General features: G+C 64.7%; 24 protein-coding genes. 12 read left to right on the forward strand and 12 right to left on the reverse strand.

Annotated features, from left to right (window positions below; genetic code table 11):
• Positions 1–139 precede the first annotated feature (139 nt).
• The 6 genes from CK219_RS00690 to CK219_RS00715 form a co-directional block, all read right to left on the reverse strand.
• Positions 140–2,821, reverse strand: a complete 2,682-nt coding sequence (locus CK219_RS00690) for a phosphoenolpyruvate carboxylase (protein WP_095764878.1) — start codon at positions 2,819–2,821, stop codon at positions 140–142.
• A 198-nt stretch (positions 2,822–3,019) separates the two neighbouring features.
• Positions 3,020–3,919, reverse strand: coding sequence for a succinate--CoA ligase subunit alpha (gene sucD, locus CK219_RS00695; RefSeq protein ID WP_095764879.1), 900 nt, complete (start codon positions 3,917–3,919; stop codon positions 3,020–3,022).
• Positions 3,920–3,932: 13 nt separating this feature from the next.
• Entirely contained in the window at positions 3,933–5,120 is a 1,188-nt protein-coding gene (locus CK219_RS00700) for a malate--CoA ligase subunit beta (protein WP_095764880.1), read from the reverse strand.
• A gap of 19 nt (positions 5,121–5,139) precedes the next feature.
• Positions 5,140–6,102, reverse strand: coding sequence for a CoA ester lyase (locus tag CK219_RS00705; RefSeq protein ID WP_095764881.1), 963 nt, complete (start codon positions 6,100–6,102; stop codon positions 5,140–5,142).
• A 10-nt stretch (positions 6,103–6,112) separates the two neighbouring features.
• Positions 6,113–7,303, reverse strand: a complete 1,191-nt coding sequence (locus tag CK219_RS00710) for an aminotransferase class V-fold PLP-dependent enzyme (protein WP_095764882.1) — start codon at positions 7,301–7,303, stop codon at positions 6,113–6,115.
• A gap of 121 nt (positions 7,304–7,424) precedes the next feature.
• Complete coding sequence (locus CK219_RS00715) at positions 7,425–8,096, reverse strand: response regulator transcription factor (protein ID WP_095764883.1); 672 nt, start codon at positions 8,094–8,096, stop codon at positions 7,425–7,427.
• A gap of 357 nt (positions 8,097–8,453) precedes the next feature.
• Here CK219_RS00715 and mgtE point away from each other — a divergent pair, with 357 nt between their 5' ends.
• Together mgtE and CK219_RS00725 are read left to right on the forward strand one after the other, a co-directional pair.
• Positions 8,454–9,872: a magnesium transporter gene (mgtE, locus tag CK219_RS00720; RefSeq protein WP_095765539.1), complete on the forward strand. Its 1,419-nt coding sequence runs from the start codon at positions 8,454–8,456 to the stop codon at positions 9,870–9,872.
• Between the two features lie 143 nt (positions 9,873–10,015).
• Positions 10,016–10,402 carry a MerR family DNA-binding transcriptional regulator gene (locus tag CK219_RS00725; protein WP_095764884.1) on the forward strand — a complete coding sequence of 129 codons (387 nt, stop codon included), beginning with the start codon at positions 10,016–10,018 and terminating at the stop codon, positions 10,400–10,402.
• A 337-nt stretch (positions 10,403–10,739) separates the two neighbouring features.
• Here CK219_RS00725 and CK219_RS00730 read toward each other — a convergent pair whose 3' ends face one another.
• On the reverse strand, positions 10,740–11,219 hold the full coding sequence (locus CK219_RS00730) for an isoprenylcysteine carboxylmethyltransferase family protein (RefSeq protein WP_095764885.1): 480 nt from the start codon (positions 11,217–11,219) through the stop codon (positions 10,740–10,742).
• Positions 11,216–12,217 (reverse strand): DUF1624 domain-containing protein, encoded by a 1,002-nt coding sequence (locus tag CK219_RS00735; protein WP_095765540.1) that lies wholly within the window; start codon positions 12,215–12,217, stop codon positions 11,216–11,218. The genes CK219_RS00730 and CK219_RS00735 overlap by 4 nt, the downstream gene beginning before the upstream one ends.
• 227 nt (positions 12,218–12,444) lie before the next feature.
• Here CK219_RS00735 and CK219_RS00740 point away from each other — a divergent pair, with 227 nt between their 5' ends.
• Complete coding sequence (locus CK219_RS00740) at positions 12,445–13,644, forward strand: MFS transporter (RefSeq protein WP_095764886.1); 1,200 nt, start codon at positions 12,445–12,447, stop codon at positions 13,642–13,644.
• On the opposite strand, the gene CK219_RS00745 is transcribed toward CK219_RS00740, so the two are convergent.
• Positions 13,613–14,803 carry an aromatic ring-hydroxylating dioxygenase subunit alpha gene (locus CK219_RS00745; protein WP_095764887.1) on the reverse strand — a complete coding sequence of 397 codons (1,191 nt, stop codon included), beginning with the start codon at positions 14,801–14,803 and terminating at the stop codon, positions 13,613–13,615. The genes CK219_RS00740 and CK219_RS00745 overlap by 32 nt on opposite strands.
• Before the next feature lie 103 nt (positions 14,804–14,906).
• Here CK219_RS00745 and CK219_RS00750 point away from each other — a divergent pair, with 103 nt between their 5' ends.
• The 3 genes from CK219_RS00750 to cobO all read left to right on the forward strand — a co-directional run bounded on the left by CK219_RS00750 (position 14,907) and on the right by cobO (position 16,898).
• Entirely contained in the window at positions 14,907–15,593 is a 687-nt protein-coding gene (locus CK219_RS00750; protein ID WP_095764888.1) for a gamma-glutamylcyclotransferase, read from the forward strand.
• 128 nt (positions 15,594–15,721) lie between these two features.
• Positions 15,722–16,267 carry a bifunctional adenosylcobinamide kinase/adenosylcobinamide-phosphate guanylyltransferase gene (gene cobU / locus CK219_RS00755; protein ID WP_095765541.1) on the forward strand — a complete coding sequence of 182 codons (546 nt, stop codon included), beginning with the start codon at positions 15,722–15,724 and terminating at the stop codon, positions 16,265–16,267.
• Position 16,268: 1 nt separating this feature from the next.
• Positions 16,269–16,898 (forward strand): cob(I)yrinic acid a,c-diamide adenosyltransferase, encoded by a 630-nt coding sequence (gene cobO / locus CK219_RS00760; RefSeq protein WP_095764889.1) that lies wholly within the window; start codon positions 16,269–16,271, stop codon positions 16,896–16,898.
• On the opposite strand, the gene cbiB is transcribed toward cobO, so the two are convergent.
• Positions 16,895–17,884: an adenosylcobinamide-phosphate synthase CbiB gene (gene cbiB, locus CK219_RS00765; RefSeq protein WP_095764890.1), complete on the reverse strand. Its 990-nt coding sequence runs from the start codon at positions 17,882–17,884 to the stop codon at positions 16,895–16,897. The genes cobO and cbiB overlap by 4 nt on opposite strands.
• On the opposite strand from cbiB, the gene cobD reads away from it, so the two are divergent.
• Together cobD and CK219_RS00775 are read left to right on the forward strand one after the other, a co-directional pair.
• Positions 17,883–18,938, forward strand: a complete 1,056-nt coding sequence (gene cobD / locus CK219_RS00770) for a threonine-phosphate decarboxylase CobD (protein WP_095764891.1) — start codon at positions 17,883–17,885, stop codon at positions 18,936–18,938. The two genes, cbiB and cobD, sit on opposite strands and share 2 nt — an antisense overlap.
• Entirely contained in the window at positions 18,935–19,444 is a 510-nt protein-coding gene (locus CK219_RS00775; RefSeq protein WP_095764892.1) for a tyrosine phosphatase family protein, read from the forward strand. Before cobD ends, CK219_RS00775 begins: the two co-directional genes overlap by 4 nt.
• A gap of 18 nt (positions 19,445–19,462) precedes the next feature.
• Here CK219_RS00775 and CK219_RS00780 read toward each other — a convergent pair whose 3' ends face one another.
• Both CK219_RS00780 and CK219_RS00785 read right to left on the reverse strand, forming a co-directional pair.
• Positions 19,463–20,260 (reverse strand): creatininase family protein, encoded by a 798-nt coding sequence (locus tag CK219_RS00780; protein WP_095764893.1) that lies wholly within the window; start codon positions 20,258–20,260, stop codon positions 19,463–19,465.
• 62 nt (positions 20,261–20,322) lie between these two features.
• Complete coding sequence (locus CK219_RS00785; protein WP_095764894.1) at positions 20,323–20,706, reverse strand: RidA family protein; 384 nt, start codon at positions 20,704–20,706, stop codon at positions 20,323–20,325.
• Positions 20,707–20,959: 253 nt separating this feature from the next.
• Between CK219_RS00785 and CK219_RS00790 the strand changes: the two genes are divergently transcribed.
• From CK219_RS00790 to CK219_RS00805, 4 genes are read left to right on the forward strand one after another with little or no spacing between them, the layout of a single operon-like run.
• The gene (locus CK219_RS00790; RefSeq protein ID WP_095764895.1) at positions 20,960–21,964 is read left to right on the forward strand and encodes an ABC transporter substrate-binding protein; all 1,005 of its coding nucleotides are present in this window, start codon (positions 20,960–20,962) and stop codon (positions 21,962–21,964) included.
• A 15-nt stretch (positions 21,965–21,979) separates the two neighbouring features.
• Positions 21,980–22,801 carry an ABC transporter ATP-binding protein gene (locus tag CK219_RS00795; RefSeq protein WP_095764896.1) on the forward strand — a complete coding sequence of 274 codons (822 nt, stop codon included), beginning with the start codon at positions 21,980–21,982 and terminating at the stop codon, positions 22,799–22,801.
• Positions 22,788–23,639 carry an ABC transporter permease gene (locus CK219_RS00800; RefSeq protein WP_095764897.1) on the forward strand — a complete coding sequence of 284 codons (852 nt, stop codon included), beginning with the start codon at positions 22,788–22,790 and terminating at the stop codon, positions 23,637–23,639. The genes CK219_RS00795 and CK219_RS00800 overlap by 14 nt, the downstream gene beginning before the upstream one ends.
• A gap of 36 nt (positions 23,640–23,675) precedes the next feature.
• Positions 23,676–24,974 carry a cytosine deaminase gene (locus CK219_RS00805; RefSeq protein WP_095764898.1) on the forward strand — a complete coding sequence of 433 codons (1,299 nt, stop codon included), beginning with the start codon at positions 23,676–23,678 and terminating at the stop codon, positions 24,972–24,974.
• Position 24,975: the final 1 nt, after the last annotated feature.

Genomic DNA, 24,975 nt, shown 5'->3' on the forward strand with positions numbered 1-24,975 from the left:
AGCCTGTCGAATTTGGCATCGGCGAGCGATCGTTCTCGTCGCTCCCGGCGGTAGACCAAAGTGAAGCGGCGGCGGGCCATGAGACCGCACCGCCGCTGATGCTTGACGCGAGGTGATTCCGGCAACGGGCAAACCGAGCCTATCCCGTCCACCCCAGACCGGCCGAGATGCAGTTGATCGAGACGAGCAGGGCGTCGGTCGCCCGCCTTTGATCTGCGCCTGTGCCTGCCCGAACTTCGCGCAGCAGATTGACCTGCAGCCGGTGGATGTCGTGCATCTGCCGGCGCAGATTGTCGAAACGCCTTTTGAACATCGGAAAGCGCGCGGAAAGGTCGCCTCCCGTAAGGTCGCCGATCAGGCGTCGCGTCAGCTCGTATTCGGCCGCGATGCGGGCGTGGATTCTTGCCGCCGCATCGCTGTCGGACACCAGGTCGGCATAGAGCCGTGCAATCTCCATGTCGGACTGGTAGAGCGTCTTTTCGGCCTCGTCGACGATCAGGCGGAAAAAGCGCGAGTGCTCGAACATGCGGGTCAGAAGCTCGCGCCCGGCCTCGCCGCGCACCGTGACGAACGCGCTCAGCGCGCTGCCGATGCCGTACCAGCCGGTCAAGAGATGTCGGTTCTGGCTCCAGGCGAACACCCATGGAATGGCGCGCAGGTCGGCAATGCCGCTGGCGCCGAAACGGCGATCCGGCCGTGAGCCCATTTTCAAGAGCGCCAGTTCGGCAACCGGGCTCGCCTGATTGAAATAATCCAGGAAGCCCGGCTCGGCCATCAATCCGGCATAGGACGCCTGCGACATGCCGGCGAGCGCTTCCAGCGCTTCGTCGAACTCCGGCGATTCCTTTTGCCTGGCATCGCCGGGCGATCGGATCCCGTGCGCTAGCACGGCGGCGGCGAGAACCTCAAGCTGGTTGAGGCCGGTGCCGCGATTGGCGAATTTCGACGAAACGACCTCGCCCTGCTCGGTCACCCGCATGGATCCGGCTACGGTGCCCTGCGGCTGCGCCGCGATCGCGCGGCCGGTCGGCGCGCCGCCCCGGCTGACGGAGCCGCCGCGGCCGTGAAAGAAACCGATCCTGACCTTGTGCTTGCGCCCGATCGCGGCGAGGCGCTTCTGCGCCTTTGCCAGTTCCCAATTGGAAGCCAGGAAGCCGCCGTCCTTGTTGGAATCCGAATAGCCGAGCATGATTTCCTGGCGCGCGCCGAAATCGCGCACCGTGCGCCGCACCAGCGAGACGCCGAGCAGTTCGTTCAGGATGGCAGGGGCTGCCTGCAGGTCGGCGATGGTCTCGAACAACGGCACGATCCGCAGCCTGATCGTGCCGTCGCCGCCGGGCGCGGTGGAGAGCCCGCAATATTGCGCCAGCAGATAGACCGCGAGCAGATCGTCGGCCGAGCGGGTCATGCTGAGGACGAAAGAGCCGACCGCATCGGCATCCGCGCTGGATATTTGTTCGCGGATGACAGCGAATGTCGACAGCAGTTCACCTGCCTCCGGCGAGATTTGGCTTGCCTCGATCTCCAGCCGCTCGCCCTGGCTGAGCGCCGCGCGGATGCGCGCCGACCATTGCGGCGTGCCGGCGGCGATCGGATCGGCGGCGTCTATCAGCGCAAACAGCTCGGCCAGCACGCGGTTGACGACCGTGGAGTTCTGCCGGATGTCGAGCGAGACGGTGCGGAAGCCGAAGCTTCCGACCTGCCAAATGAGCGGCTGGACGAAACGCCTGGCGACCGCGCGGCCGCCGATCGCTTCGAGGACTGATGAGAGGGCGTTGAGATCGGCGCGAAACGCCTCCGCCGAGGGGTAGGCCGCCTTGCCGCCGTCACGCGTGGCGACCAGCCGGGCCAGCAGGGCCGAAGCGAACTGGCGCAGCGGTTCGTCAGGGTTGCGGGCGGCTATCTCTTGCGCCTCTCCACTCTTATCCAGCGCTGTCTGCAGCACCGGCCTGAAGCCGGCCGGCAGCTCGATGACGTTCGTGCTGGCGCTGAGCACCGACACCAGCCGCTGCAACTGCGCCAGATACCAGCCTATGGCGGTGTTGCGGTATTCGGCCATGGCGTAGGCGGTGACTTCGGCTGTCACATTCGGATTGCCGTCGCGGTCGCCACCGATCCAGGAGGCATAGCGCATGAAGGAAGGAATTCGGATCGGCTCTCCCGGATAGTGGCGCTCGCAGGCGCTCTGAAGCTTGCCATAGAGCTGTGGCGTTGCCTCGAAGATGACTTCGCGGAAGAAATGCAGTCCCCAGGCGATCTCGCGCTCGACCGTCGGCCGCTCCAGCCGCAACTCGCCGGTCATCCACAAAAGCTCGATCTCGCTTTCCAAGTCGGCGACCAGGAGATCGCGTTCGCGCGGCGCCCAGCGCGGCTGATCGAGCTCGGTCAGCTTGCGATAGATGCGGCGGTGGATTTCCAGCACCGTGACGCGTTTGGCCTCCGTCGGATGCGCGGTCATGGTCGGGCCGACGCAAAGTTCGTCGAGCGCCGCCTGGGCTTCCGCCGCCGAGTGGCCGTTCGCCGCCATCTCGGCAATCACGCTGGCGAACGACCCAGGCACTTCGTCGGCGCCCGCGCCTTGCTCAAGCTCGCGCCGCGCCCGCATGGCAAGCAACTCGTCGACAATGGTCAGCAACTGGAACCACACGCCGCTCGCCTGGAGCGCCGGGATGCGCTGCTCGGGAGCCAGCGAGACGAGTGACCTGCGTCCGTTCAGGACCGCGGCGATCTCGGGCTCACGCGCGCTTGCGACCTGAAGCAGCAGGCGCAACAGCAGGCTGCGCTCGTCCTCACGAAACTTGATGGGTTTGCTCTGTTCCAAAGCCGCTTTCCCGATCGTCAGACGATTTGCCGCCGCGCTGCTAAGCAGTTGTTTTCAGGCAATTCCCGGACGGCCGCAGCGCACGTTTCCTGGGATTGCCCTTCATAGGGCAGCGCCGAGCGCACGGGCCGACGACCGTCGAGGAGGCCGGCCCGAAACAGGCTTCACATCCTGTCGCGATTCTCGCCTGGTCGGCCGTCAAGCAGCCTTTTTCGTCCGCGCCAGCGTATCGGCCACAACTTCGCCGAAGGAGGCGGGGGTCGGCACGATCACGACGCCCGCTTCCTTGAGGATCTCGACCTTTTCCTGCGCCGACTCGCCGAAGGCGGAGATGATCGCGCCAGCATGGCCCATGCGGCGGCCCTTCGGGGCTGAGAGGCCGGCGATGTAGGCGATCAGCGGCTTCCTCATGTTATCGCGCGCCCAGATCGCGGCTTCGGCTTCCTGCGGGCCGCCGATCTCGCCGATCATCACCACGGCGTCGGTGTCGTCGTCGCGCTCGAAGAGCTGCAGGATGTCCTTGAAGGACGAGCCGTTGATCGGATCGCCGCCGATGCCGACGCTGGTCGACACGCCGATGCCCAGCGCCTTCATCTGCGAGGCCGCCTCGTAGCCCAGCGTGCCGGAACGGCCGACGATGCCAACGCGTCCCGGCAGATAGATGCTGCCCGGCATGATGCCCATCAGCGCCTGTCCGGGCGTGATGACGCCGGCGCAGTTCGGTCCGACGAGGCGCATGCGGTCCTCGAAGCGGTAGCGGCGCATGTAGCGCTTGACCTGCATCATGTCCTGCGAGGGGATGCCGTCGGTGATGCAGACGCAAAGCTTGATGCCGGCGTCGGCGGCTTCCATGATCGAATCGGCGGCGAAGGGCGGCGGCACGAAGACGATGCTCGCCTCGGCGCGGGTCTCGCGCACGGCGCCCTTGACAGTGTTGAAGACGGGCAGGCCGAGATGCGTCTGGCCGCCCTTGCCGGGGGTGACGCCGCCGACCAGCTTGGTGCCGTAGCGCTTCATGTCGTCGGCATGGAAGCTGCCGATCTTGCCGGTGAAACCTTGCACGATGACGCGCGTGCTGCGGTTGAGCAGGATTGCCATTTCTCGACCTCCCTCAGGCTGCTTTTTTGTTCTTGGCGGCTTCGCGCCAGGCGGCGACGGCCTTTTCGGCGGCTTCGGCCAGCGTGTCGGCGACGATCACCGCCTCACCGGAATCGGCCAGGATCTTGCGGCCTTCCTCGACCTTGGTGCCGGAAAGGCGCACCACCAGAGGGACGTCGACGCCGACCTCGCGGATCGCCTTGATGACGCCTTCCGCCACCCAGTCGCAGCGGTTGATGCCCGCGAAGATGTTGACCAGGATGGTCTCGACATTCTTGTCGCCGAGCACGGCGCGGAAGGATTTCGCAACACGCTCGGGCGAGGCGCCGCCGCCGATGTCGAGGAAGTTGGCCGGCTCGCCGCCGGCGATCTTGATCATGTCCATCGTCGCCATGGCGAGGCCAGCACCGTTGATGATGCAGCCGATATTGCCGTCGAGCCCGACATAGGAGAGGCCGCGGTCGCTGGCGAAAGTCTCGCGCGGATCTTCCTGGCTCTTGTCGCGCAGCTCGGAAATTTCCGGGCGGCGAAACAGCGCGTTCTCGTCGAACGACATCTTGGCGTCGAGCGCGACGAGGCTGCCGTCGCGCGTCACCACCAGCGGATTGATCTCCAGCATCGAGGCGTCGTAGTCGCGGAACACCTGGTAGCAGCCGAGGATGGTTTCGGTCGCCTTGCCGATCAGGTTGCTCTCGAGCCCGAGGCCGAAGGCGATCTCGCGCGCCTGGAAGCCCTGCATGCCGACGCCCGGATCGACGGTGGCGCGGATGATGGAATCAGGTTTTCTCTCGGAGATTTCTTCGATCTCCATGCCGCCGGCGGCCGACGCCACGATCATGACCCGCTCTTCCTTGCGGTCGAGGACGAAGCCGAGATAGAGCTCCTGCGCGATGTCGACGGCCTCCTCGAGATAAAGGCGCGAGATCAGCTTGCCGCGGGGGCCGGTCTGCTGGGTCACCAGCTTGCGCCCGAGCATGGCTTCTGCCGCGTTGGAGATCTCCTCGTCGTTCGAGCAGAGCTTGATGCCGCCGGCCTTGCCGCGCGCGCCGGAGTGAACCTGCGCCTTCAGCACCCATTTGGCGCCGCCGATCTCCCTGGCACGATAGGTCGCCTGTTCGGGGCTGTAGGCGAGGCCGCCGCGCGGCACATGCACGCCGTGGCGGGCAAGCAGTTCCTTGGCCTGGTATTCGTGGATGTCCATCATGTCCTCCCAGTAATTTTTAGTGCGCCGCGCTATGCGCCTGGCCGGCGCGCTCGATCGCCTCGCTCACCACCAGCACGTTGCGCGCCATGCGCTCCGACGCCGCGTCGATCATCTTGCCGTCGAGCGCCGCCGCGCCCTTGCCGAGCGCCTCGGCCTCCTTCAGCACCTCGAGGATACGCCTGGCCCGCGTGACTTCTTTCTCCGGCGGCGAGAACACATCGTTGGCCAAGGCGATCTGCGAAGGGTGGATCGCCCATTTGCCTTCGATGCCGAGCGCCGCGGCACGCCTCGCGGCCGCGTTGTAGCCCTCCGGATCGGAGAAATCGCCGAATGGACCGTCGATCGCGCGCAGGCCATAGGCGCGGCAGGCGACCGTCATGCGCGACAGGGCGAAATGCCACTGGTCGCCGGGATAGTCGGGATTGAGGCCGCCGATGTTGACGGTGCGCGCCTTGTTGGACGCGGCATAGTCGGCGACGCCGAAATGCATGGCTTCCAGCCGCCCGGGCGTGGCGGCGATCGCCTCGACATTGGCCATGCCAAGCGCCGTCTCGATCAATGCCTCGAGGCCGACACGGGTCTTGAAACCCTTGGCCATCTCGATCTGATTGACCATGGCCTCGACCATATAGAGGTCGGCCGGCACGCCGACCTTCGGCACCAGGATCGTGTCCAGCCGGTCGCCGGCCTGCTCCATGACGTCGACGACGTCGCGGTACATGTAATGCGTGTCGAGGCCGTTGATGCGCACCGAGACGGTCTTGCCCTTGGCGCGCCAGTCGATGTCGTTCAGTGCCTGGATGATATTCTTGCGGGCGCGCTCCTTGTCGGGCGGCGCCACCGCATCCTCGATGTCGAGGAAGACGAAGTCGGCGGCGCTGTTGGCCGCCTTGTCGATCATCTCCGGGCTGGAGCCCGGCACGGCGAGCTCGCTGCGCTGCAGCCTCAGCTTCTTCAGATGGTTGATGGTGTGGCTCATGGTGCGCTCCTCACGCCGCTCTGGCGACAGGCACGTCGGCCGTGCGGCGGAAATGCTCGATTGCCGCCGCCACGCCCGAGCCGGGCGCCAGGCGCACGCCGCAATCGAGCAGCGCCATTTCGGCCGCCGACAGCGAGGCCAGCACCATCACCTCGTTCAGCCAGCCGAGATGGCCAATGCGGAAGACTTTGCCGGCCACCTTGTTGAGGCCGCCGCCGAGGGAGGTGTTGTATTGCTGGTAGGCGCGCTTGACGACATTGGCGCTGTCGATGCCTTCCGGCACCAGGATGGCGCTGACCGTGTCGGAGTGCCATTGCGGTGTCTTGGCGCAGAGCTTCAGGCCCCAGGCGTCGACGGCCTTGCGCACGCCCTCGGCTAGGCGATGGTGGCGGGCGAAGATGTTCTCCAACCCTTCCTCGGCAATCAGGTCGAGCGAAGCGCGCAGGCCGCGCAGCAACTGGGTGGCCGGCGTATAGGGGAAATAGCCCGCGTCATTGGCGCGGATCATGTCCTCAAAGGAAAAGTAGCAGTGCCGGTGTGTCGCTACCCGCGAAGCGGCAAGCGCCTTCTTGCTGACCGACAGGAAGCCGAGGCCGGCCGGCAGCATGAAGCCTTTCTGCGAACCGCTGACGGCGCAATCGACGCCCCATTCCTCCTGGCGGAAGTCGATCGAGCCGATCGAGGAAACGCCGTCGACGAAGAGAAGGGCAGGATGGTTCGCCGCGTCGAGCGCGGCGCGGCAGCCGGCGACGTCGCTGGTGACGCCGGTCGCGGTCTCGTTCTGGGTGCAAAAGACAGCCTTGATGCGGTGCGCCTTGTCGGCCCGAAGCTTCTCGGCATAGAGCTCGAGCGGGACGCCAGTGCCCCATTCGCAATCGATGACATCGACATCGAAGCCGAGCCGCTCGGCCATGTCGACCCACAGATGGGAGAATTGGCCGAAGCGCGACATCAACACCCTGTCGCCGGGGCTGAGCACATTGGTCATCGCCGCCTCCCAGGCGCCGGTGCCCGAGGAGGGGTAGATGAAGACGCGGCCGGTCTCGTTCTTGAAGACCTTTTTGATGTCCTCGAACAGCGGTAGCGTCAGGTTGGGGAAGGAGGAGGCGCGCATATCCTCCATTGGGAGGTTCATGGCTTGCCGGACCTGTTCGGGAATGTTGGTGGGCCCCGGGATGAAAAGATGCGTGAACCCAGCCATGCGCGAAACTCCTCCGATCGTTGGGATAGTGGAGGCAGTTTCGTTTCGATGAGGCCTTGCAACAACACCTTGCCGGGTAAGTTGTTGGCCCTTGCGGGTGGGATGATCCTACCCGGTCGGCCTACCCGATAGGCGATTTGGAAGTGCGGCGTTTTTCGCTCGAATAGAGCGCGACGGCCATGGCGCGGTTGCGGACGTCCAGCTTGTCGTAGAGATTCTTCAGGTGATACTTCACCGTGTTCTCGGAAATCCCGGTCCGCGTTGCGATCTGCAAATTGGTCCAGCCGTCGGAAAGCACCGCCAGCAACTCGCGCTCGCGCACGGTGAGCCTGGACAACGGTGTGTCGTTGACCTTGTTGATATCGATATAGGGAATGCAGATGCGCCCGTGGGCGACCGCCAGGATCGTCTCGAAGATGACCGGCGGATCGTCGAACTGGAAGCAGTACCCTTGAGCGCCCAGGCGCACGCATTGCTTCAGGATGCCGATGTCGTGGTCGTTTGAGAAGATCGCGATGCGAACGCCAAGCTCGCGACTCTGGACTTCCGTAAGCACATCGGCGCCGTCCATGTCGGCGAGCTTCCAGCCGACGACGGCGACATCGAATGTCGTGGCGGCGGCCAGTTCCAGGAATTGCGCGCCGCTGTGCACGACACCGAGCAAATCGAAACGGCCGTCGCATTCCAGCATCTCGCGTAGAGCCGAAACGACGAAAGGATTGCGCTCGGCAACGACCACGCGAACGCGCCGCTCGGCATTGCCCTCGTTCGTCTTTGCGGACTTGATGTTCAAGGCCAGCGTTGTCCTCGGAGCGATTGGCGATGCGCTGATCCTGCTGGATCATGCATCATGACAATTCTGCCTCAATAGGGAAGGGGTGCTCTTTCCCCAGCGACATGCGCTGTCGCGCCCGCTGAAGCCATTGCCACACCTGCGGCTGCGCTCCACGCTACTTCCGGGAGGTTGCGAGGCGAAGGCGACCGTCACATTTCCTTGGCTATTCCACGCGCTAGAGCGACATCTTTCCAAGACGAATCCTATTGCCGCGCTATCTGCCGCACAGGGTTTGGATTTTCCGAAAAGCGGTTTCCCCTTTTCGGGATCATGCACTAGACCTCGTTTGGGGATTCCTCGTTGCGGGAGGCGCTGGTGGAAGGCCAGGACACACAGACGACCGACGCCGCGCCCGCCGAGGAGCGCCACGCCGACATCTATGGCGAGGACGGCGCGGTGCGCGCCTCCTTCCTTGCCCAGATCGGCGCGGCGATCGCCGACCGCGACACGATCACCCTTAAGCGCGAGGTCGATGACCTGCACCAGTCGGAGCTCGGCGACGTGCTGGAGGCGCTTCATCCCGAACAGCGCCGCGCGCTCGTGGAGTTGCTCGGTTCCGATTTCGACTTCTCCGCGCTGACCGAAGTCGACGAGGCGATCCGCCTCGACATCGTCGACAATCTGCCCAATGCGCAGATCGCGCAGGCGGTGCAGGAGCTGGATTCCGACGACGCGGTCTACATCCTCGAGGACTTAGAGAAGGAAGACCAGGACGAAATCCTGTCGCAACTGCCTTTCACCGAGCGCATCAGGCTCAGGCGCGCGCTCGACTATCCGGAAGAGACCGCCGGCCGGCGCATGCAGACGGAGTTTGTCGCCGTGCCGCCGTTCTGGACCATCGGCCAGACCATCGACTACATGCGCGAGGACAGAAACCTGCCCGAGCGCTTCAGCCAGATCTTCGTCATCGACCCTAGCTTCAAGCTGCTCGGCGCCATCGATCTCGACCAGATCCTGCGCAACAAGCGGGCGGTCAAGGTCGAGGACGTCATGCATGAGACACTGCATGCGATCTCGGCCACGATGGACCAGGAAGAGGCGGCGCGCGAGTTCGAGCAGTACAATTTGCTCTCCGCCGCCGTGGTCGACGAGAACGGGCGGCTGGTCGGCGTGCTCACCATCGACGACGTGGTCGACGTCATCCAGGAAGAGGCGGAAGAAGACCTTTTGCGCATGGGCGGCGTCGGCGATGAAGAACTGTCCGACACGGTGCTCGCCACCTCGCGCTCGCGCGTGCCCTGGCTGCTGGTCAACCTTGTGACCGCCTTCCTCGCGGCTTCGGTCATCGGCCTGTTCGACCGCACCATCGAGCATGTGGTGGCGCTGGCGGTGCTGATGCCGATCGTCGCCGGGATGGGCGGCAATGCCGGCTCGCAGACCATGACCGTCACCGTGCGCGCGCTGGCGACCAGGGACCTCGATATCTACAACGCCGCCCGCATCATCCGCCGCGAGCTCGGTGTCGGTTTCGTCAACGGGGTGGTGTTTGCCGTGCTCATCGGCATGGTTGCCGGTTTCTGGTTCCGCGATCCCAATCTGGGCGGCATCATCGCGGCGGCGATGATCATCAACATGTTCGCGGCCGCCTTGGCAGGGATTCTCATCCCCCTGCTGCTTGACCGTTTCAAGATCGACCCGGCCGTGGCCTCCGCCGTCTTCGTCACCACCGTCACCGACGTCGTCGGCTTCTTTGCTTTCCTTGGCTTGGCTACCTGGTGGTTCAGCATTCGCTAAAGCAATGAAGCGCCGTTAATTGACTTTTACGTAAGTGCCGTGCGAGGGTTGCCGCGGGGTCACGTGCCGATTCCGGCGCTGGATGGGTATCATCGGAGGGAAGGGCGACGCTTCAAGCGCGATGCCCGGGCTTGGGAGCGGGAATGCGGGAATATTACACGATCACCGAGCTGACGCGCGAGTTCGACGTGTCAACGCGGACATTGCGTTTTTACGAGGACGAGGGGCTGGTGCAGCCGGTAAGGCGCGGCCGCACGCGGCTGTTTCGGCCTTCCGACCGGCATCTCATCCGCCAGATCATGCGGGGAAAAAGGCTCGGCTTCTCGATCAACGAGATCCGCGAGATCATTCAGATGTACAAGGAGCCGCCCGGCGAGGTCGGCCAGCTCAAGCTGATGATCAAGCGCATCGAGGAGAAGCGCGAGGACCTGCGCCAGAAAAGGCGTGACCTGGAAGAGACGCTGACCGAGTTGGACCAGGCCGAGGAGTCCTGCGTGGAGCGGCTGGCCGAGCTGGGCGTGAATACCTGATGGCACCTGTCATAGCGGACCTTGGTGATTAGCCGAAGCGTTCCGAACCTTCGTCATCCTTGGGCGTAGCGACGCGAAGCGGAGCGAAGACCCGAGGATCCATTCCGTTACCTTCGCCGAAGGGCGAAAACGGTGCAGAACGTAGGCTCTCTGCACCGTTGCAACGCGTATAGGTAACGGCATGGATTCCAGGGTCTGCGCGCGTCGCTTCGCTCCTTGCTCCGCCCTAGAATGACGAAGTTGCGGATGCTCCTGCCAAATCGCCGAGGTGCGCGGTTGCTGATCGCCTAGGTGTGCAGTCTGATCGCACCAGGCAGCCGTCATTGCGGAAGCAACCTCAAATCCAGCGCCGCACCCTTTTTGCATAATCGCGGTATTTCTTGCCGAACTTCTCCGCCAGGATCTTTTCTTCCTTCTCGATCGCCAGTTTCTGCGTCGCGAAGGCGGCCAGGAAGGCGAAGAGCAGGAACCAGGCGATGCCGGTGATGAAGGCGACGCCGATCAGCAGCAGCGTGTTGGCGAGATACATCGGGTTGCGGGTGATGCCGAAGGGGCCCGACGTCACCAGATGATCGGGCTCGGCGTTGGGGTCGAATGTCGTTTTGGCCCGCATCATCACGCGGATAGCCGTGACCCAGAGCATGGCGACGCCGAACAGCGCCACCCAACCGACGCCGAACAGGAGATCGCCGAGAATGTCGCCGATCCAGGGCAGCGGGTAGAGCATGCCGAGGACGATGCTCGCCGCAATCGCCACGACATAGATCACCGGCGGCCAGGGAATGATCCCGTGTCTGGGCTTTGTGATGCCCGTCATTGCTGCCCTCCCTCCATCTGGTCCTGCGTCGCGGCGGTGCAGGTCTCCGCCATGTCGGCCAGATGCGATTTCCAGACGCTGGACTGATCGTTGGCGTAGAGCTTGTCGAGTGACCCTTCGCCCTTCAGCGTGTCCAGCATGCAGCCACAATAGCTCGTACAGAACTTGCTGTCCCGCTGTTGTTCGCACTGCGCCTGGCAAGCCGGCAGGAAGCCGGCTTCCCTATCCTGAGGGACTGCCGGCATTACCTGCGAGAACAGCCACACCGAGCCGAACAGAAGCGGCTGGTGGATGAGGTAAAAGGCGAGGCTGTGCCGGCCGATGAAGGTCAGCGGCTTAGACCAGCGGCCGGGCAGCCATGTCCCCAGAAGAGCGAGCAGGCCTGTGGCGGAAGCTAGCTTGACCGCGGCGATGCCCGCAAGCACGGCGCCGAACCACGGGAAAAGCGGCACGTAGTCGTTGGAACGCGGGTTGGTGGCGGAAAGGCCCACCCACCACAGCGCCGGATGGTCGAAGAACTCCGACCGCAGATAGTAAGGGGCGGCAATGACCGCCGCGGCGATGATCGCCGTCACCAGCCAGGGCAGCCTTAGAAAGGCGAGGCCGAGCAGGCTCGCCAGCGCGATCTCATGCAGGATGCCGAAGAAGATGAACCCGTCCGGGGTGACGATGTAGGTGACTGCCGAGATGGCGGCCGCTGCGATGGCCACCATGGCAAAGCGCTTCCAGAAGCCTGGCCAACGGATCTGACGGCCGTGGGCGAGGAAGAGGCTGACGCCGACCAGAAACAGGAAAGTCGAGGCAATGCAGCGCGCGTAGAATTTCCACCAGCCGAAGGCGGTGAGGGCGGGCGCGGTGTAGCCGAAGTTTTCGAGGTCCCAGGTGAAGTGGTAGCTCGCCATCGCGATCAGCGCGATGCCGCGCAGGATGTCGATGGCCTGGATGCGGCCGTGCTTTGGCGCGTCCTGAACAAGGCCGCTCGTCGTTTGAAGGCTCATCATCTCGATCCGATTCAGTCGTGCCAAACGACTATCACGGTTCAAGTGGACGACAGAAGCAGGCGGCCATCAATGCGGTTCATGGCAGCCATGAAATTTCGCTTTAGGCCAGAGCTGGAAAGCCTTTGGCAAGCTTCGCTTTTCGGCCTCTCGGAGTCGGTTTCCTGCTACTGGCCGGCAGCTGGCCCGGCCAGATTCGGGCGCGGGATTCACCTTTCGGAGGGCCGATGTCCACCCATGTGCGCCATCCGATCTGGCTTCCGGCTTTGCGGCCGGCGGACGCGCGCACCTTCGCCTCGCTCTATGCGGTTGAATCCTTCGCCCGCGCCACGATCTCCAGCGTGATCCCGATCCAGGCCTACGAGATCCTGCACAATGAGCGGATCGTCTCGATCCTCTACACGATCGTATCCCTGATGGGCCTTTCGGTCACGCTGTTCATGCCGGTGCTCATCCGCCGCTTCGCGCGGCGCTGGGTCTACACCGCCGGCTGCATGCTGCTGGCGATCGGCTCCGCCTTCTTCGTCACCCACACGCTGCCCGGACAGATTGCCGGCATGCTCTGCCGCGTGATGGGGGCGAGCGCACTGTCGATCACGCTCAACCTCTACATCATGGATCACATCCGCAAGACCGACTTCATGCAGGCGGAATCGCTGCGCATGGCCTGGTCGATGTTCGCCTGGACCGGCGGGCCGACGCTCGGCATCTTCCTCTACACGCATTTCGGCATCTATGCCGCGCATGGCGCGGTCGTGGTGTTTGCGTTGGCGCTGCTTTGCCTGTTCTGGTTCTACCGGCTGAGTGACAACCAGTCGATCCGGCCCGGCAAGTCGCGTCCTGCCAATCCGCTCGCCAATATCGGCCGCTTCGTGAAACAGCCAAGGCTCAGGCTTGCCTGGCTGATCGCCTTCGGCCGCTCCTGCTTCTGGACGACGTTCTTCGTCTATGGCCCGCTGTTCATGGTGATCACCGGCCAGGGCGAGCTCGCCGGCGGCTTGCTGGTTTCTGCCGGCAACGCGCTCCTGTTCGTGGCGATCTTCTGGGGCAGGGCCGGCAAACGCTTCGGCGGGCGCAAGGTCATGACCTTCGCCTATTTCGCCATGTCGGCCATGTTGTTTGCCGCGGGCGGAATCGGCGAGGCGGCGCCGTTGCTCACCGGCGCGCTGCTGCTTTGCGGCGCCTTGTTCACCATCGCGCTCGATGCGCTCGGCTCTACCGCGTTCATGCGCTCGGTGCGCGCTTACGAGAAGGCGCAGATGGCGGCGGTCTACCGCACCTATCTCGATTTCTCCGAGCTGACGCCGCCGCTCGTCTATTCGGTGGTGCTCGCCTTCTTCGGGCTGGGCTCGGTGTTCGTCACGCTCGGCATCCTGGCCGCCTTCTGCGGCTTCGTCACCTGGCGCTACCTGCCGAAGGCGTTTTGAACGCTGCGTGACGACCGCGCACCCAGTCGTGGAAGCGGTGCAGATCGTATTCCTCCGGCATCAGCACGCCGGCCTGATAGCGCATCGAGCGCAGCCCCTTCTGGTTGATCTCGCAGATCACGGCGTCTTCTTCGAGCACCTGGGTGCCGAAGGCGACGATGTTTTCGACATCGGTCTCAGCCAACGCTTCCGGGGCGAACAGCCATTCGGCGGTGAGCTCGGTCTGCTCGGGACCGAGCGGGGCCAGCCGCACGGTGCGCATATAATCGACATGGCCGACGATGAACATCGACGGCAGCGAGGTGGCGTAGGTCTGGCCGGCGGCGCGCTCGGCCGGCGTCAGGCCGGAAAAGACAGGGCCATGGACATGGCCGTCCTTGGACCAGGTTTCGGCGCCGGGGCGCAGCCGGCCGGAGAATTCCGGGGCGTCATTGTCGGCGTGGCGCGCCCATTCGGGATCGTCATGCCTGGCCATCAGGCCGCGGCCATAGATCGGCACCAGCCGCGACAGATCCTTGTGCACGCCCGGGCAGTGCAGGCATTCGTTGAAGTTCTCCCAGAAGACCTTCCAGTTGCAGTTCATCACCCTGGTGAGCCGGTGGCCGGTGACGAGGCTTTCCAGCGGCCAGTTGGAAAGATCGCCGGAGGCGCGGTCAAAGGCGCTTTCCGCCGAGCCGTCGGGATGCTCGGCGAGGTTGACGAAGACGAAACCGCGCCACACCGAGAGCGCCACGCGGTAGAGCGGATAATCGGCCTTGTCGAAGCCTTCGGGCAGCGATTTCGACGGCACGCGCACGAGATCGCCGCGCAGCGAATAGGACCATGCGTGGTAGGGGCAGGTCAGCAGCCTGGCCTTCAGCCGCCCCGCGCTTTCCTGGCAAAGCTGCGAGCCGCGATGCCGGCAGGTGTTGTGGAAGGCGCGCAAGGCGCCAGTCTCGTCACGCAGCACGACGATCTCCTGGGTGCCGATGCGCACCGTGCGGAAGGCGAGGGGTTCCGCGAGATCGGCCTCGCGGCAGACCATCAACCAGTTTCGATACCAGATCGCCTCCAGATCGTGCCGATACTCGTCGGCGTCCCAATAGGCGGCGGACGGCAAGGTCGGCTGGAGGGTGGTCAGGCCGTTGTAGGGGGCGCGCTCGCTCGGATCGGGCTGCATCGGCTACTCCGTGGCTGGCAGCAGCCGACACCCGGGCCAAGGAGTTGTCAACCGCGAGGCGGCCGCATAGTTTCGGTCGCGCAGGAACCTTAAGGTCGCGCGCATGCTGCCAAGAACCATGTCGCTTACCGAGGAACTGGTCGCTCGCTGCTTCCGCGCGGTCGAGGATGCGGGACCGGATCCCGATGCGGCGCATCTGGATGACAGCGACTATGTGGCGATGACGCGTGAGCTGGAGGCTCAACTGCTGGCCAACGAACCGCTCTGGCTGTTTGGCTACGGCTCTCTGATCTGGAAGCCCGAGATCGAGCATGTCGAGGAGCGCGTGGCCCTGCTGCGCGGCTGGCACAGATCCTTCTGCATGAACATGACGCGTTGGCGCGGCACCAAGGAAAGTCCGGGCCTGATGATGGCGCTGGACCGTGGCGGACAATGCAAGGGCGTCGCCTTTCGGCTCGGCGACGGCGACAGGCGCGAGCAACTCGACAAGATCCTGCGGCGAGAGGTGACACTGAAGCCGACCAGCTATCATCCGCGCCTGCTCGATATGACGAGCGATGGCGGCCCGCTGCGGGCGCTGGCCTTCGTCATCAACCGCCAGGGCACCACCTATGCCGGTCCATTAAGCGAGGAAGCGGTTGTCGAAAGGCTGGCGACCTCCTGCGGCCATTGGGGCTCGGGCGCCGACTATCTCTACAACACGGTGAAGAATCTTGAGCAGCGCGGCATCCACGATACGCGTTTGTGGCGGCTGCAGCAGCTGGTCGCGGCGCGGATTGCCGGCTCGTAGCACCGCAAGTCGTGGCGCAGTCGCGCCGGGCGGTGGCGGAATTGGGTTTGCCGGTGGTCGCGCTTCTGCCTAAGGTCGCGCACCGTCGGCCTCTGGGCCGCGACACGATTCCAACCTGGAAGGCAAGAATGACCGGCGCGACAGCCGCGAGCGGCAATAGAGCTTCCGATGGGAAGCTGACCTTCATCCTGGGCGGTGCCCGTTCGGGCAAGAGCACGCATGCCGAGGCGCTGACAACCGCCCATCCATCGCCCTGGACCTACATTGCCACGGCGCAGGCCTATGACGACGAAATGCGCGAGCGCATCGCGCTGCATCGGTCGCGGCGCGGCGAAGGCTGGGTCACCGTCGATGCGCCGCTCGATTTGGTGGGCGCCATCGAGGCTTTGCCGACCCACCAACCTGTGCTGATCGATTGCCTGACATTGTGGCTCACCAACCACATGCTGGCCGAACATGACGTCCAGGCCGAATGCCGGGGGCTCAAGGATGCGCTGTCGCGGCCGCGCGGGCCGTGGTTCGTGGTCTCCAACGAAGTCGGATTGGGCATCGTGCCCGACAACGCGCTGGCGCGCCGGTTCCGCGACGCCGCGGGCCGGCTCAACCAGCAGGTGGCGGCCGCTGCCGACAGCGTTCTCATGATGGTGGCGGGATTGCCACTCAAGGTGAAGTGACATGGCCGAAATCGAAGACAAGACCATTGACGACAAGGACGCCGAGCGCCACCGCGCCAAGATGGCCAAGCGCAAGGCGGTGCAGGATGCCGAAGTGGCCGGCAAGACGGTTGAAAAGGGGCTGCTGATCGTCAACACCGGGCCGGGCAAGGGCAAGACCACGGCCGCCTTCGGCTTGGCGCTGAGAATGCTGGGCTATGGCAAGCGCGTCGGCGTCGTGCAGTTCATCAAGGGCAAATGGCATACCGGCGAGAAGGATGCTTTCGCGGCCTTCGGCGACCGAGTCGTGTGGCATGCGATGGGCGAGGGTTTTACCTGGGAGACGCAGGACCTGAAGCGCGACATCGCCGCCGCCGAAGCCGCCTGGGCCAAGGCATTGGAGCTGATGGCCGATCCCTCGATGAGCCTCGTGGTGCTCGACGAGCTCAACATCGCGCTGCGCTACGACTATCTCGACCTGGAAAAGGTGGTCGCGGCGCTGAAGGCGCGCCGGGGCGACCTGCATGTGATCGTCACCGGCCGCAACGCCAAGCCGCTGCTTGTCGAGGCGGCCGATCTCGTCACCGAGATGGGGCTGACCAAGCACCATTTCGCCGCCGGCGTGAAGGCGCAGCAGGGAATTGAGTTTTAGCCGCCGATCAAGATGGTCAGGTAGATCACGATCGCCGAGACGACCGCGAATAGGCCGAGCAGCAGCCAGTCGGCTACGCGATAGAGCTTGAGCGCCTGGCGGATGTCGGTGCTTTCGGCCTCGCGGCGGCCGCCTTCGCCCATGAAGGCATCCTCGACGACTTCGCCGCCATAGCTGCGCGGTCCGGCGAGGGACAGCCCCAGCGCGCCGGCCATCGCCGCCTCCGGCCAGCCGGCATTGGGCGAACGGTGCTTCCTCGCGTCGCGGCGCATGACATGCCAGGCGGAGTGCGGATCGGCGCCCGGGACGAGAAAGGCCGCCAGCACGATGAGCAGGCCGGTCAGCCGCGATGCGGGCAGGTTGACCAGATCGTCGAAACGGGCGGCAGCACGGCCGAAGGCTTCGTATTTCGGCGTGCGGTGGCCGATCATCGAATCGGCGGTGTTGGCGGCTTTGTAGGCAGCACCTCCGCCCAGTCCGCCGATGCCGGTCCAGAAGGCGGGCGCAACAATGCCGTCCGAAAAATTCTCGGCCAGGCTTTCGATCGCGGCACGCGCGACACCGCCCTTGTCGAGCTTTTCCGGATCGCGGCCGACAATGCGCGATACGGCGATGCGGCCGAGGGTCAGGCCGCCGGTCTCCAACGCATCGGCGACGTCCTCGACATGCTCCGCGAGGCTCTTCTGCGACAGCAGCGAGGAACCGAGGATGGCGGCGATGACGAGGCCCGTGGGGAACATCATCCAGAGCAGGACATGCAGCGCCAGGCCGATCAGGCCGGGCACCAGCAGAATGACGAGCAAGGCCTGGACGCCGCGGCGGCGACGCAATTCGTCGGAATCCGTAGCGTGGTTGAGCCGGCGATCGAGAAAGGATATCAGCCTGCCGATCCAGGTGACCGGATGGCCGATGGCGCCGAACAGCCAGTCCGGGTAGCCGAGGGCGCGTTCGATGGCGAGTGATAGGAAAGCGATCAGGACGGACATGAAACTTCTAAGCGGAGCGATTGCAGCGGTTGATCATGGCGGCAGCCTTGGCCGGGCAAACGCGCTTTTTCCTCATGCGCCAAAACCTTTCGTGGACCTCTCGACAGGTATCAATCCGCACTCCTATCCGCTTTTCGACCTGCCCGCCACAGCGCTGTCCCGATTGCCGGAGGCAGGACAACTGCGCGAATTGGCCGAAATTGCGGCCAGGGCCTATGGCGCGCCGTCGGCGGCGCATGTGGCGGCGGCGCCCGGCACGCAGATTCTCCTGCCGCGCGTCGCTTCGCTGCTGCGGCCCGGCAAGGCGCTGGTGCTCGGCCCAACCTATGCCGAACATGCCCGGGCGGCGGCTATCGCCGGCCATGCGGTCGCGGAGGTCAGCGATTTCGACGCGCTGGCCGAGGCGGACCTTGCGGTGCTGGTCAATCCCAACAATCCGGACGGGCGGGTGATCGAAAAGGCGCGCCTGCTCAAGCTCGCGGCGCGACTTCGCGCCAAGGGCGGGCTGCTGGTCGTCGACGAAGCTTTCATGGATGTAGGCCCGACTGAGCAAAGCCTGGCCGGCGATGTCGGGAAGGGGGGCATCGTCGTGCTGCGCTCCTTCGGCAAGTTTTTCGGCCTCGCCGGTATTCGGCTCGGCTTCGCGCTGGCGGATCCGCTGACGGCCGAGCGGCTGGATGTGCAGCTCGGGCCCTGGGCGGTGGCCGGCCCGGCGCTCGAATATGGCATCCGCGCCTTGTCGGATGCGGCGTGGCAGGCCCGTATGCGGCAATGCCTGGCGCAGGATGCCGGGCGGCTCGACGCGCTGCTTGGCCGATTCGATGTTCCGGTCGCCGGCGGCACCAGCCTGTTCCGCTATCTGTCGTTTCCCGAGGCCGCAGGCCTTTTTTCGGCACTTGGCTCGAGCGGCGTGCTGGTCCGCCATTTTGACGAGCGGCCTCAGGTGCTGCGTGTCGGTTTGCCGGGCAATGAAGCGGAATGGCAACGCCTCGAAGGCGCCCTTGCCACGCGGGCTGCGCGGCGCAAGGATGCGCCAAAGGAGTTCGGGCAATGATCCACGTCTGTTCGCTGTCGAAGGTCGACGAGGCCGTGACAAGGACCGGTGCGCAGCGGTTGTTGTCGCTGCTCGCCGCAGGCACCGAAGTGGTCCGCCCGGCCTCGATCCTGGCGGAGAACCACTTGCATCTGGTCATGCACGACATCGCTGTCGCGCAGGAAGGCATGACAATGCCCGGCGAGGAGCATGTGCGGGCCTTGCTCGATTTCGCCTATCGCTGGGACCGGGTAAAGCCGCTGGTGGTGCATTGCTATGCCGGCGTCAGCCGCTCGACGGCGTCGGCCTACATCATCGCCGCGGCGCTGGCGCCCAAGCGTGACGAGATGGAGCTCGCCCGAACGCTGCGCTTTCTCTCGCCGACGGCTACGCCCAATCCGCGGCTGATCGCCGTCGCCGACACGCTGCTTGAGCGCGACGGCCGCATGATCGCGGCGATCGAGGCCATCGGGCGCGGCGCCGACGCGTTCGAAGGGATACCCTTCGAACTGGGGATCGACGCCTAAGTCAAAGCCGACCAGCCGCTACGACAGCCACTCGGCAAGCTTCGCCTTGCGCACATCCCGGACCAGGTTGATAAAACCGTCGGCCTGCATTTCCGCCGTCAGCCGGCCCTTCTCAGCCGTGGCGATGGAGGCGTCGCCGACCACGCCGTTCGGATTGAGGTCGCTGGCAACCCAGGCGAAGGCATGCGTGCCGGTGTGGCGCAGCAGGGCGAATTCCTTTTCGGCGCGCCCGACATTGGAGACGAAATTCTCCGCCTTGCTCATGTCGACGAGGTCGGGCCGGAAGTGCAGCATCAGCGAGGTCTCGACATCGCCGCCATGGATGCCGTGACGGTCCTCGAGCTCGGTGTACATTCCGGCCGGGCGGCCGAAACGCTGCCAGCTCGTCTTCACCGACAGCATTTTGGCGCGCACGCGTAATTCGCGCGAAATGATGCCCATGATCTCTTCATTACCGCCATGCGAATTGACGATGATCAGCTTCCTCACCCCGGCGCGGGCGACCGACAGGCCAAGTTCGGTCCAGGCGTCGACCAAGGTGGCGGCGGGCAAGGTGAGCGTTCCCGGCGCATGCAGATGCTCGTTCGACTTGCCGACAGCCTGCACCGGCAGGATGCGGATGTCGAGATCGTCGGGCAGGCGCGCGATCACCGTCTCCAGCATGCCCGCCATGATCGAGGTGTCGGTCGAGACCGGAAGGTGAGGCCCATGCTGCTCGATCGCCGCCACCGGCAGCACGGCGATGGTCGCTTCGGCGTCGATCGAGGCGTATTCGGTCGTCCGGTAATCGCCCCACCACACGCGTCTTGTCGTCACTTTTCGTCTCCCGATTGGTCTGCTGTCCGGCCTGAAGGTCTAGAGCCTATCCCCGGAAACAGCTAGCCCGCTGCCAGAGCTTCGACCTCGACCTTGAATTCCGGGCGGGCGAAGCCGGAGACGATCATCAGCGTGGAGGCCGGCGCCGGATCGGAAAAGAGCCGGTTGCGGACATCCATATAGGCCTGCAGGTGCTCGCGGCCGATGACGAAGGCGTTGATGCGCACGATGTCGTTCAAGGTCAGCCCGGCCTCGCTCAGAATCGCGGCGATGTTCTTGAAGCAGAGCTCCGTCTGCGCGCCGGCATCCTCCGGCACGGCGTCGTCTGGGCCGATGCCCAATTGACCCGAGCACAGCACCAGACGCTTTCCGGCCGGTATTTCGACGCCGTGGCTGTAGCGGGCGAAAGGCGGCTTGATCGACTTGGGGGCGAGGTATTTGAGCATGGCATTCTCCTGTCGGCCGACAGCCTAGTGGCGGATTCATGAAACATTCAAGATGCCGTGGACGCCGCCAGGAGCGATTATGGACAGGCGTCCAAAAAATAGGCACGATGCCTCGCGTACGGCATGACCCGTCCGGTCTCGGCAACGACTGCCGCACGAGCAGGCGGCCCTGGCGGTGGCATGTGTCTTGCTTCTTGAATCAATGGTGTCGAGCCCAGCGCGTTGCGCGCCGGAGCCAAGAGAGGGTGAGTTTATGATCGGACAAGGAAAGATCCTGGCGGGCGCCGTCGCCCTGCTGGCTGCGGGCACGCTGGGCGCGGCCGCAAACGAGAAGGTGACGTTCGGCACCAACTGGCTGGCCGAGCCGGAGCATGGCGGCTACTACCAGGCGATCGCCGACGGCACCTATGCCGCCTGCGGCCTTGATGTCACCATCATGCAGGGCGGCCCGCAGGTCAGCGGCCGGCCGATGCTGCTAGCCGGCAAGATCGATTTCTATATGGGCGGCAACCTGCTCTCGGCCTTCGACGCCGTGCAGCAGGGCATTCCGATGCGTGTCGTTGCGTCCGACTTCCAGAAGGATCCGCAAGTCATCATGTCCCATCCGGGAGAGGGGCTGGACAAGTGGGAGGACCTCAAGAACGCCGACCAGTACATCATGGGCGACGAAGGCGCGCAGACCTTCTTCCAGTGGATGGTCACCGATCTCGGTTTCGATGCCGCCAAGCGCGTGCCCTACACATTCAATCCGGCGCCCTTCATCGCCAACAAGAAGTCGATCCAGCAGGGCTATGTGACGTCCGAGCCGTTTGCCGTGCAGAAGCAGGGCGGCTTCACGCCGAACCAGTTCCTGCTCGCCGACTATGGCTGGGATACGTATGCGACCACCATCGAGGTGATGCAGGATACGATCGACAAGCGGCCGGAGGTGGTCCAATGCTTCGTCGATGGCTCGGCCAAGGGCTGGTACAAATACCTCTATGGCGACAACAAGGCCGCCAACGAGATGATCAAGAAGGACAATCCGGACATGACGGATGAGCAGATCGCCTTCTCGATCGAGCAGATGAAGAAGTTCGGCGTTGTCGATTCGGGCGATTCGGAAAAGCTCGGCATCGGCGCGATGACCGAAGCCCGCATCCAGAGTTTTTACGACAAGATGGTCAAGGCCAAGGTCGCGCAGCCGGGCCTTGACATCAAGAAGGCTTACACGCTGGCCTTCATCAACAAGGGTGTCGGGCTGGAGCTGAAGAAGTAAGGCGGCCGGCCTGAGATGATCCAGGAAAAAGTGGCTGGGACGCCGGCGGCATCCGGGGAGGCCCCGATGCTGCTGGCATTGCGCAATGTCGGCAAGGTCTTTTCCAACGGCGTGACGGCGCTGAGCAAGGTCGACCTGGCGATCCGCGAAGGCGATTTCCTGAGCCTGCTCGGCCCCTCGGGCTGCGGCAAGTCGACCGCGCTCAGGTTGATCGCGGGTCTCTCGACGCCGACCTCCGGCCAGCTTGACTGGCGCGGCTCGATCGACCGCTCGAACATCGGCTTCGTCTTCCAGGAGCCGACGCTGCTGCCCTGGGCCAGCGTCTTCGACAATGTCTGGTTGCCGCTGAGGCTGAAGGGGGTGTCGCGCGCCAAGGCGGAACCCGCCGTGATGGAGGTGCTGTCGCGCGTCCATCTCACCGGCTTCGAGAACGCTGTGCCGCGCGAGCTTTCCGGCGGCATGAAGATGCGCGTCTCGATCGCGCGGGCCATGGTGACCAAGCCGCGCATCCTTCTGATGGACGAGCCTTTCGCGGCGCTCGACGAGATCACCCGCTTCAAGCTCAACAACGACCTTCTGGAACTTTGGCAGGACGAGCGCTTCACCGTCATCTTTGTCACCCACAGCGTGTTCGAGAGCGTGTTCCTGTCCAGCCGCGTCGTCGTCATGGCCGCGCGGCCGGGCCGCGTCCATGGCGAACTCCCCATCAACGCGCCCTATCCGCGTGACGAGGCGTTCCGCACCTCGCCGGGCTATGCCGCGCTTTGCCGGCAGGCCTCGGGCGTGCTGGTCGACGCCATCAACTCAACCGCCGGATCGCATCATGACGGCCATTGAAAACAATGTCCTGACGCTCGATCCCGAAGAGGCGCGCCGCGCCCGCCAGGAGCGGCTGGAGCGCATCGGCAAATGGGTGCTGCCGCTGGCGATCATGACGCTGGCGATCGTGCTGTGGGACCGCATCTGCGTCTGGAACGCGATCCCGCAATATATCCTGCCGCGGCCGGGCGTGGTGCTGCAGACGCTGCACAGCGACGCCGGCCTGCTCTTCTCCTCGCTCTTGGTGACGCTCAGGATCACCTTCCTCAGCTTGGCTCTCGCCGTCATCGGCGGCGTCGGGCTGGCGGTGCTGTTCGCGCAGTCGAAATGGGTGGAGATGTCGTTCTTCCCCTTCGCCATCGTGCTGCAGGTGACGCCGATCGTCGCCATCTTCCCCTTGATCAACATCTATGTGGACAACCAGACCATCAAACTGCTGCTCTGCGCCTGGATCGTCGCCTTCTTCCCGATCCTGTCGAACACGACTCTCGGCCTGAACTCGGTCGACCGCAATCTGCGGGACCTGTTCAAGCTCAACGGCGCGACGCGCTGGCAGCAATTGCGATATCTGCGCCTGCCGGCGGCGATGCCTTATTTTCTCGGCGGGCTGAAGATCGCCGGCGGCCTGTCGCTGATCGGCGCCGTGGTGGCGGAATTCGTCGCCGGCGCGCAGGGGCAGTCGTCCGGGCTCGCGTCCCGCATCATCGAGGCCGGCTACCGGCTCAATGCGCCGCGCCTGTTCGCGGCGCTGATCCTGATCTCGCTCACCGGCATCCTGATCTTCCTGGTGCTGTCGCTGGTGTCGCATCTCATCCTGCGCCGCTGGCACGAGAGCGCGCTGAAGCAGGAGCGCTAAGGTGGTAGCCGGGAAAATCGCGAAGAGGACCAGATCTTGATCCCTACCTCTGGTTCCTACCGGCTTGCCAATGCCCGTGTTCACCGGTCGCTGACGCCCGGCCTTATAGAACCGTTCGACGTGGACGGTTTCGCGCTGGCTGAACTGGCCGTCGCCGACGGCAAGATCGCGAGCATCGTCGCCCATGCCGAATCGAAGGCGCAGTCCGACGCGATCGACCTTGCCGGCCGTATCGTGCTGCCGTGTTTCGTCGATTGCCACACCCACATCGACAAGGGCCATATCTGGCCGCGGAAACCCAATCCGGACGGCACCTTCATGGGCGCGCTCAATGCCACCGGCGCCGACCGCGCCGCGCGCTGGAGCGCCGAGGATGTCGCGCGCCGCATGGATTTCTCGCTGCGCTCGGCCTACGCGCATGGCACCAAGGCCATGCGCACGCATCTCGACAGCGTGCCGCCGCAGGAGGAGATCTCCTGGCCGGTGTTCGAAACGATGCGAGAGAGATGGCGCGGGCGCATCGACCTGCAGGCGGCTTGCCTGCTCGGCATTGAAGGCGTGCGTGACAAGGCCTGGTTCGAGCGACTGGCGAAGCGCGTCGCCGCGGCCAAGGGCGTGCTCGGCGTCGTCACCTATATGGTGCCCGACCTCGAGGAACTGCTCGACCAGGTGTTCGCCCAGGCGATCGAGCATGGGCTCGATCTCGATTTCCATGCCGACGAGACCGACGATATCGCGGCCATCTCGTTGAAGAAGATCGCCGAGGCGTCGCTGTGGAACGGTTTCGAGGGCAACATCCTGGTCGGCCATTGCTGCTCGCTGTCGCGCCAGCCGGACCTGGAGGTGCTCGATACGCTGGACAAGGTGGCGAAGGCGCGGCTTGCCGTGGTGTCGCTGCCGATGTGCAATCTCTATCTGCAGGACCGCCGCAGCAACGGCACCACCCCGCGCTGGCGCGGCGTGACGCTGCTGCACGAGATGAAGGCGCGCGGCATCAAGGTTGCGGTGGCCTCCGACAATACGCGCGATCCGTTCTACGCCTATGGCGATCTCGATATGCTCGAAGTCTACCGCATGGCGACGCGCATCCTGCATTTCGACCATCCGGTAGGCGACTGGCCGAAGGCGGTGGCGGCAACGCCGGCCGAGGTGATGCGGCTCGACGGCGCCGGTACGCTTGCCGTCGGCGGCTCAGCCGATTTCATCGTCTTCAGGGGGCGCAGCTGGACCGAATTGCTGTCGCGGCCCGAATCGGATCGCATCGTGGTGCGCGACGGCAGGGCGATCGAACGCCAATTGCCCGACTATGCCGAACTCGACGAACTGATGGTGTGAT

This window comes from Mesorhizobium sp. WSM4313, assembly GCF_002294725.1.
Classification (GTDB): Bacteria; Pseudomonadota; Alphaproteobacteria; order Rhizobiales; family Rhizobiaceae; genus Mesorhizobium.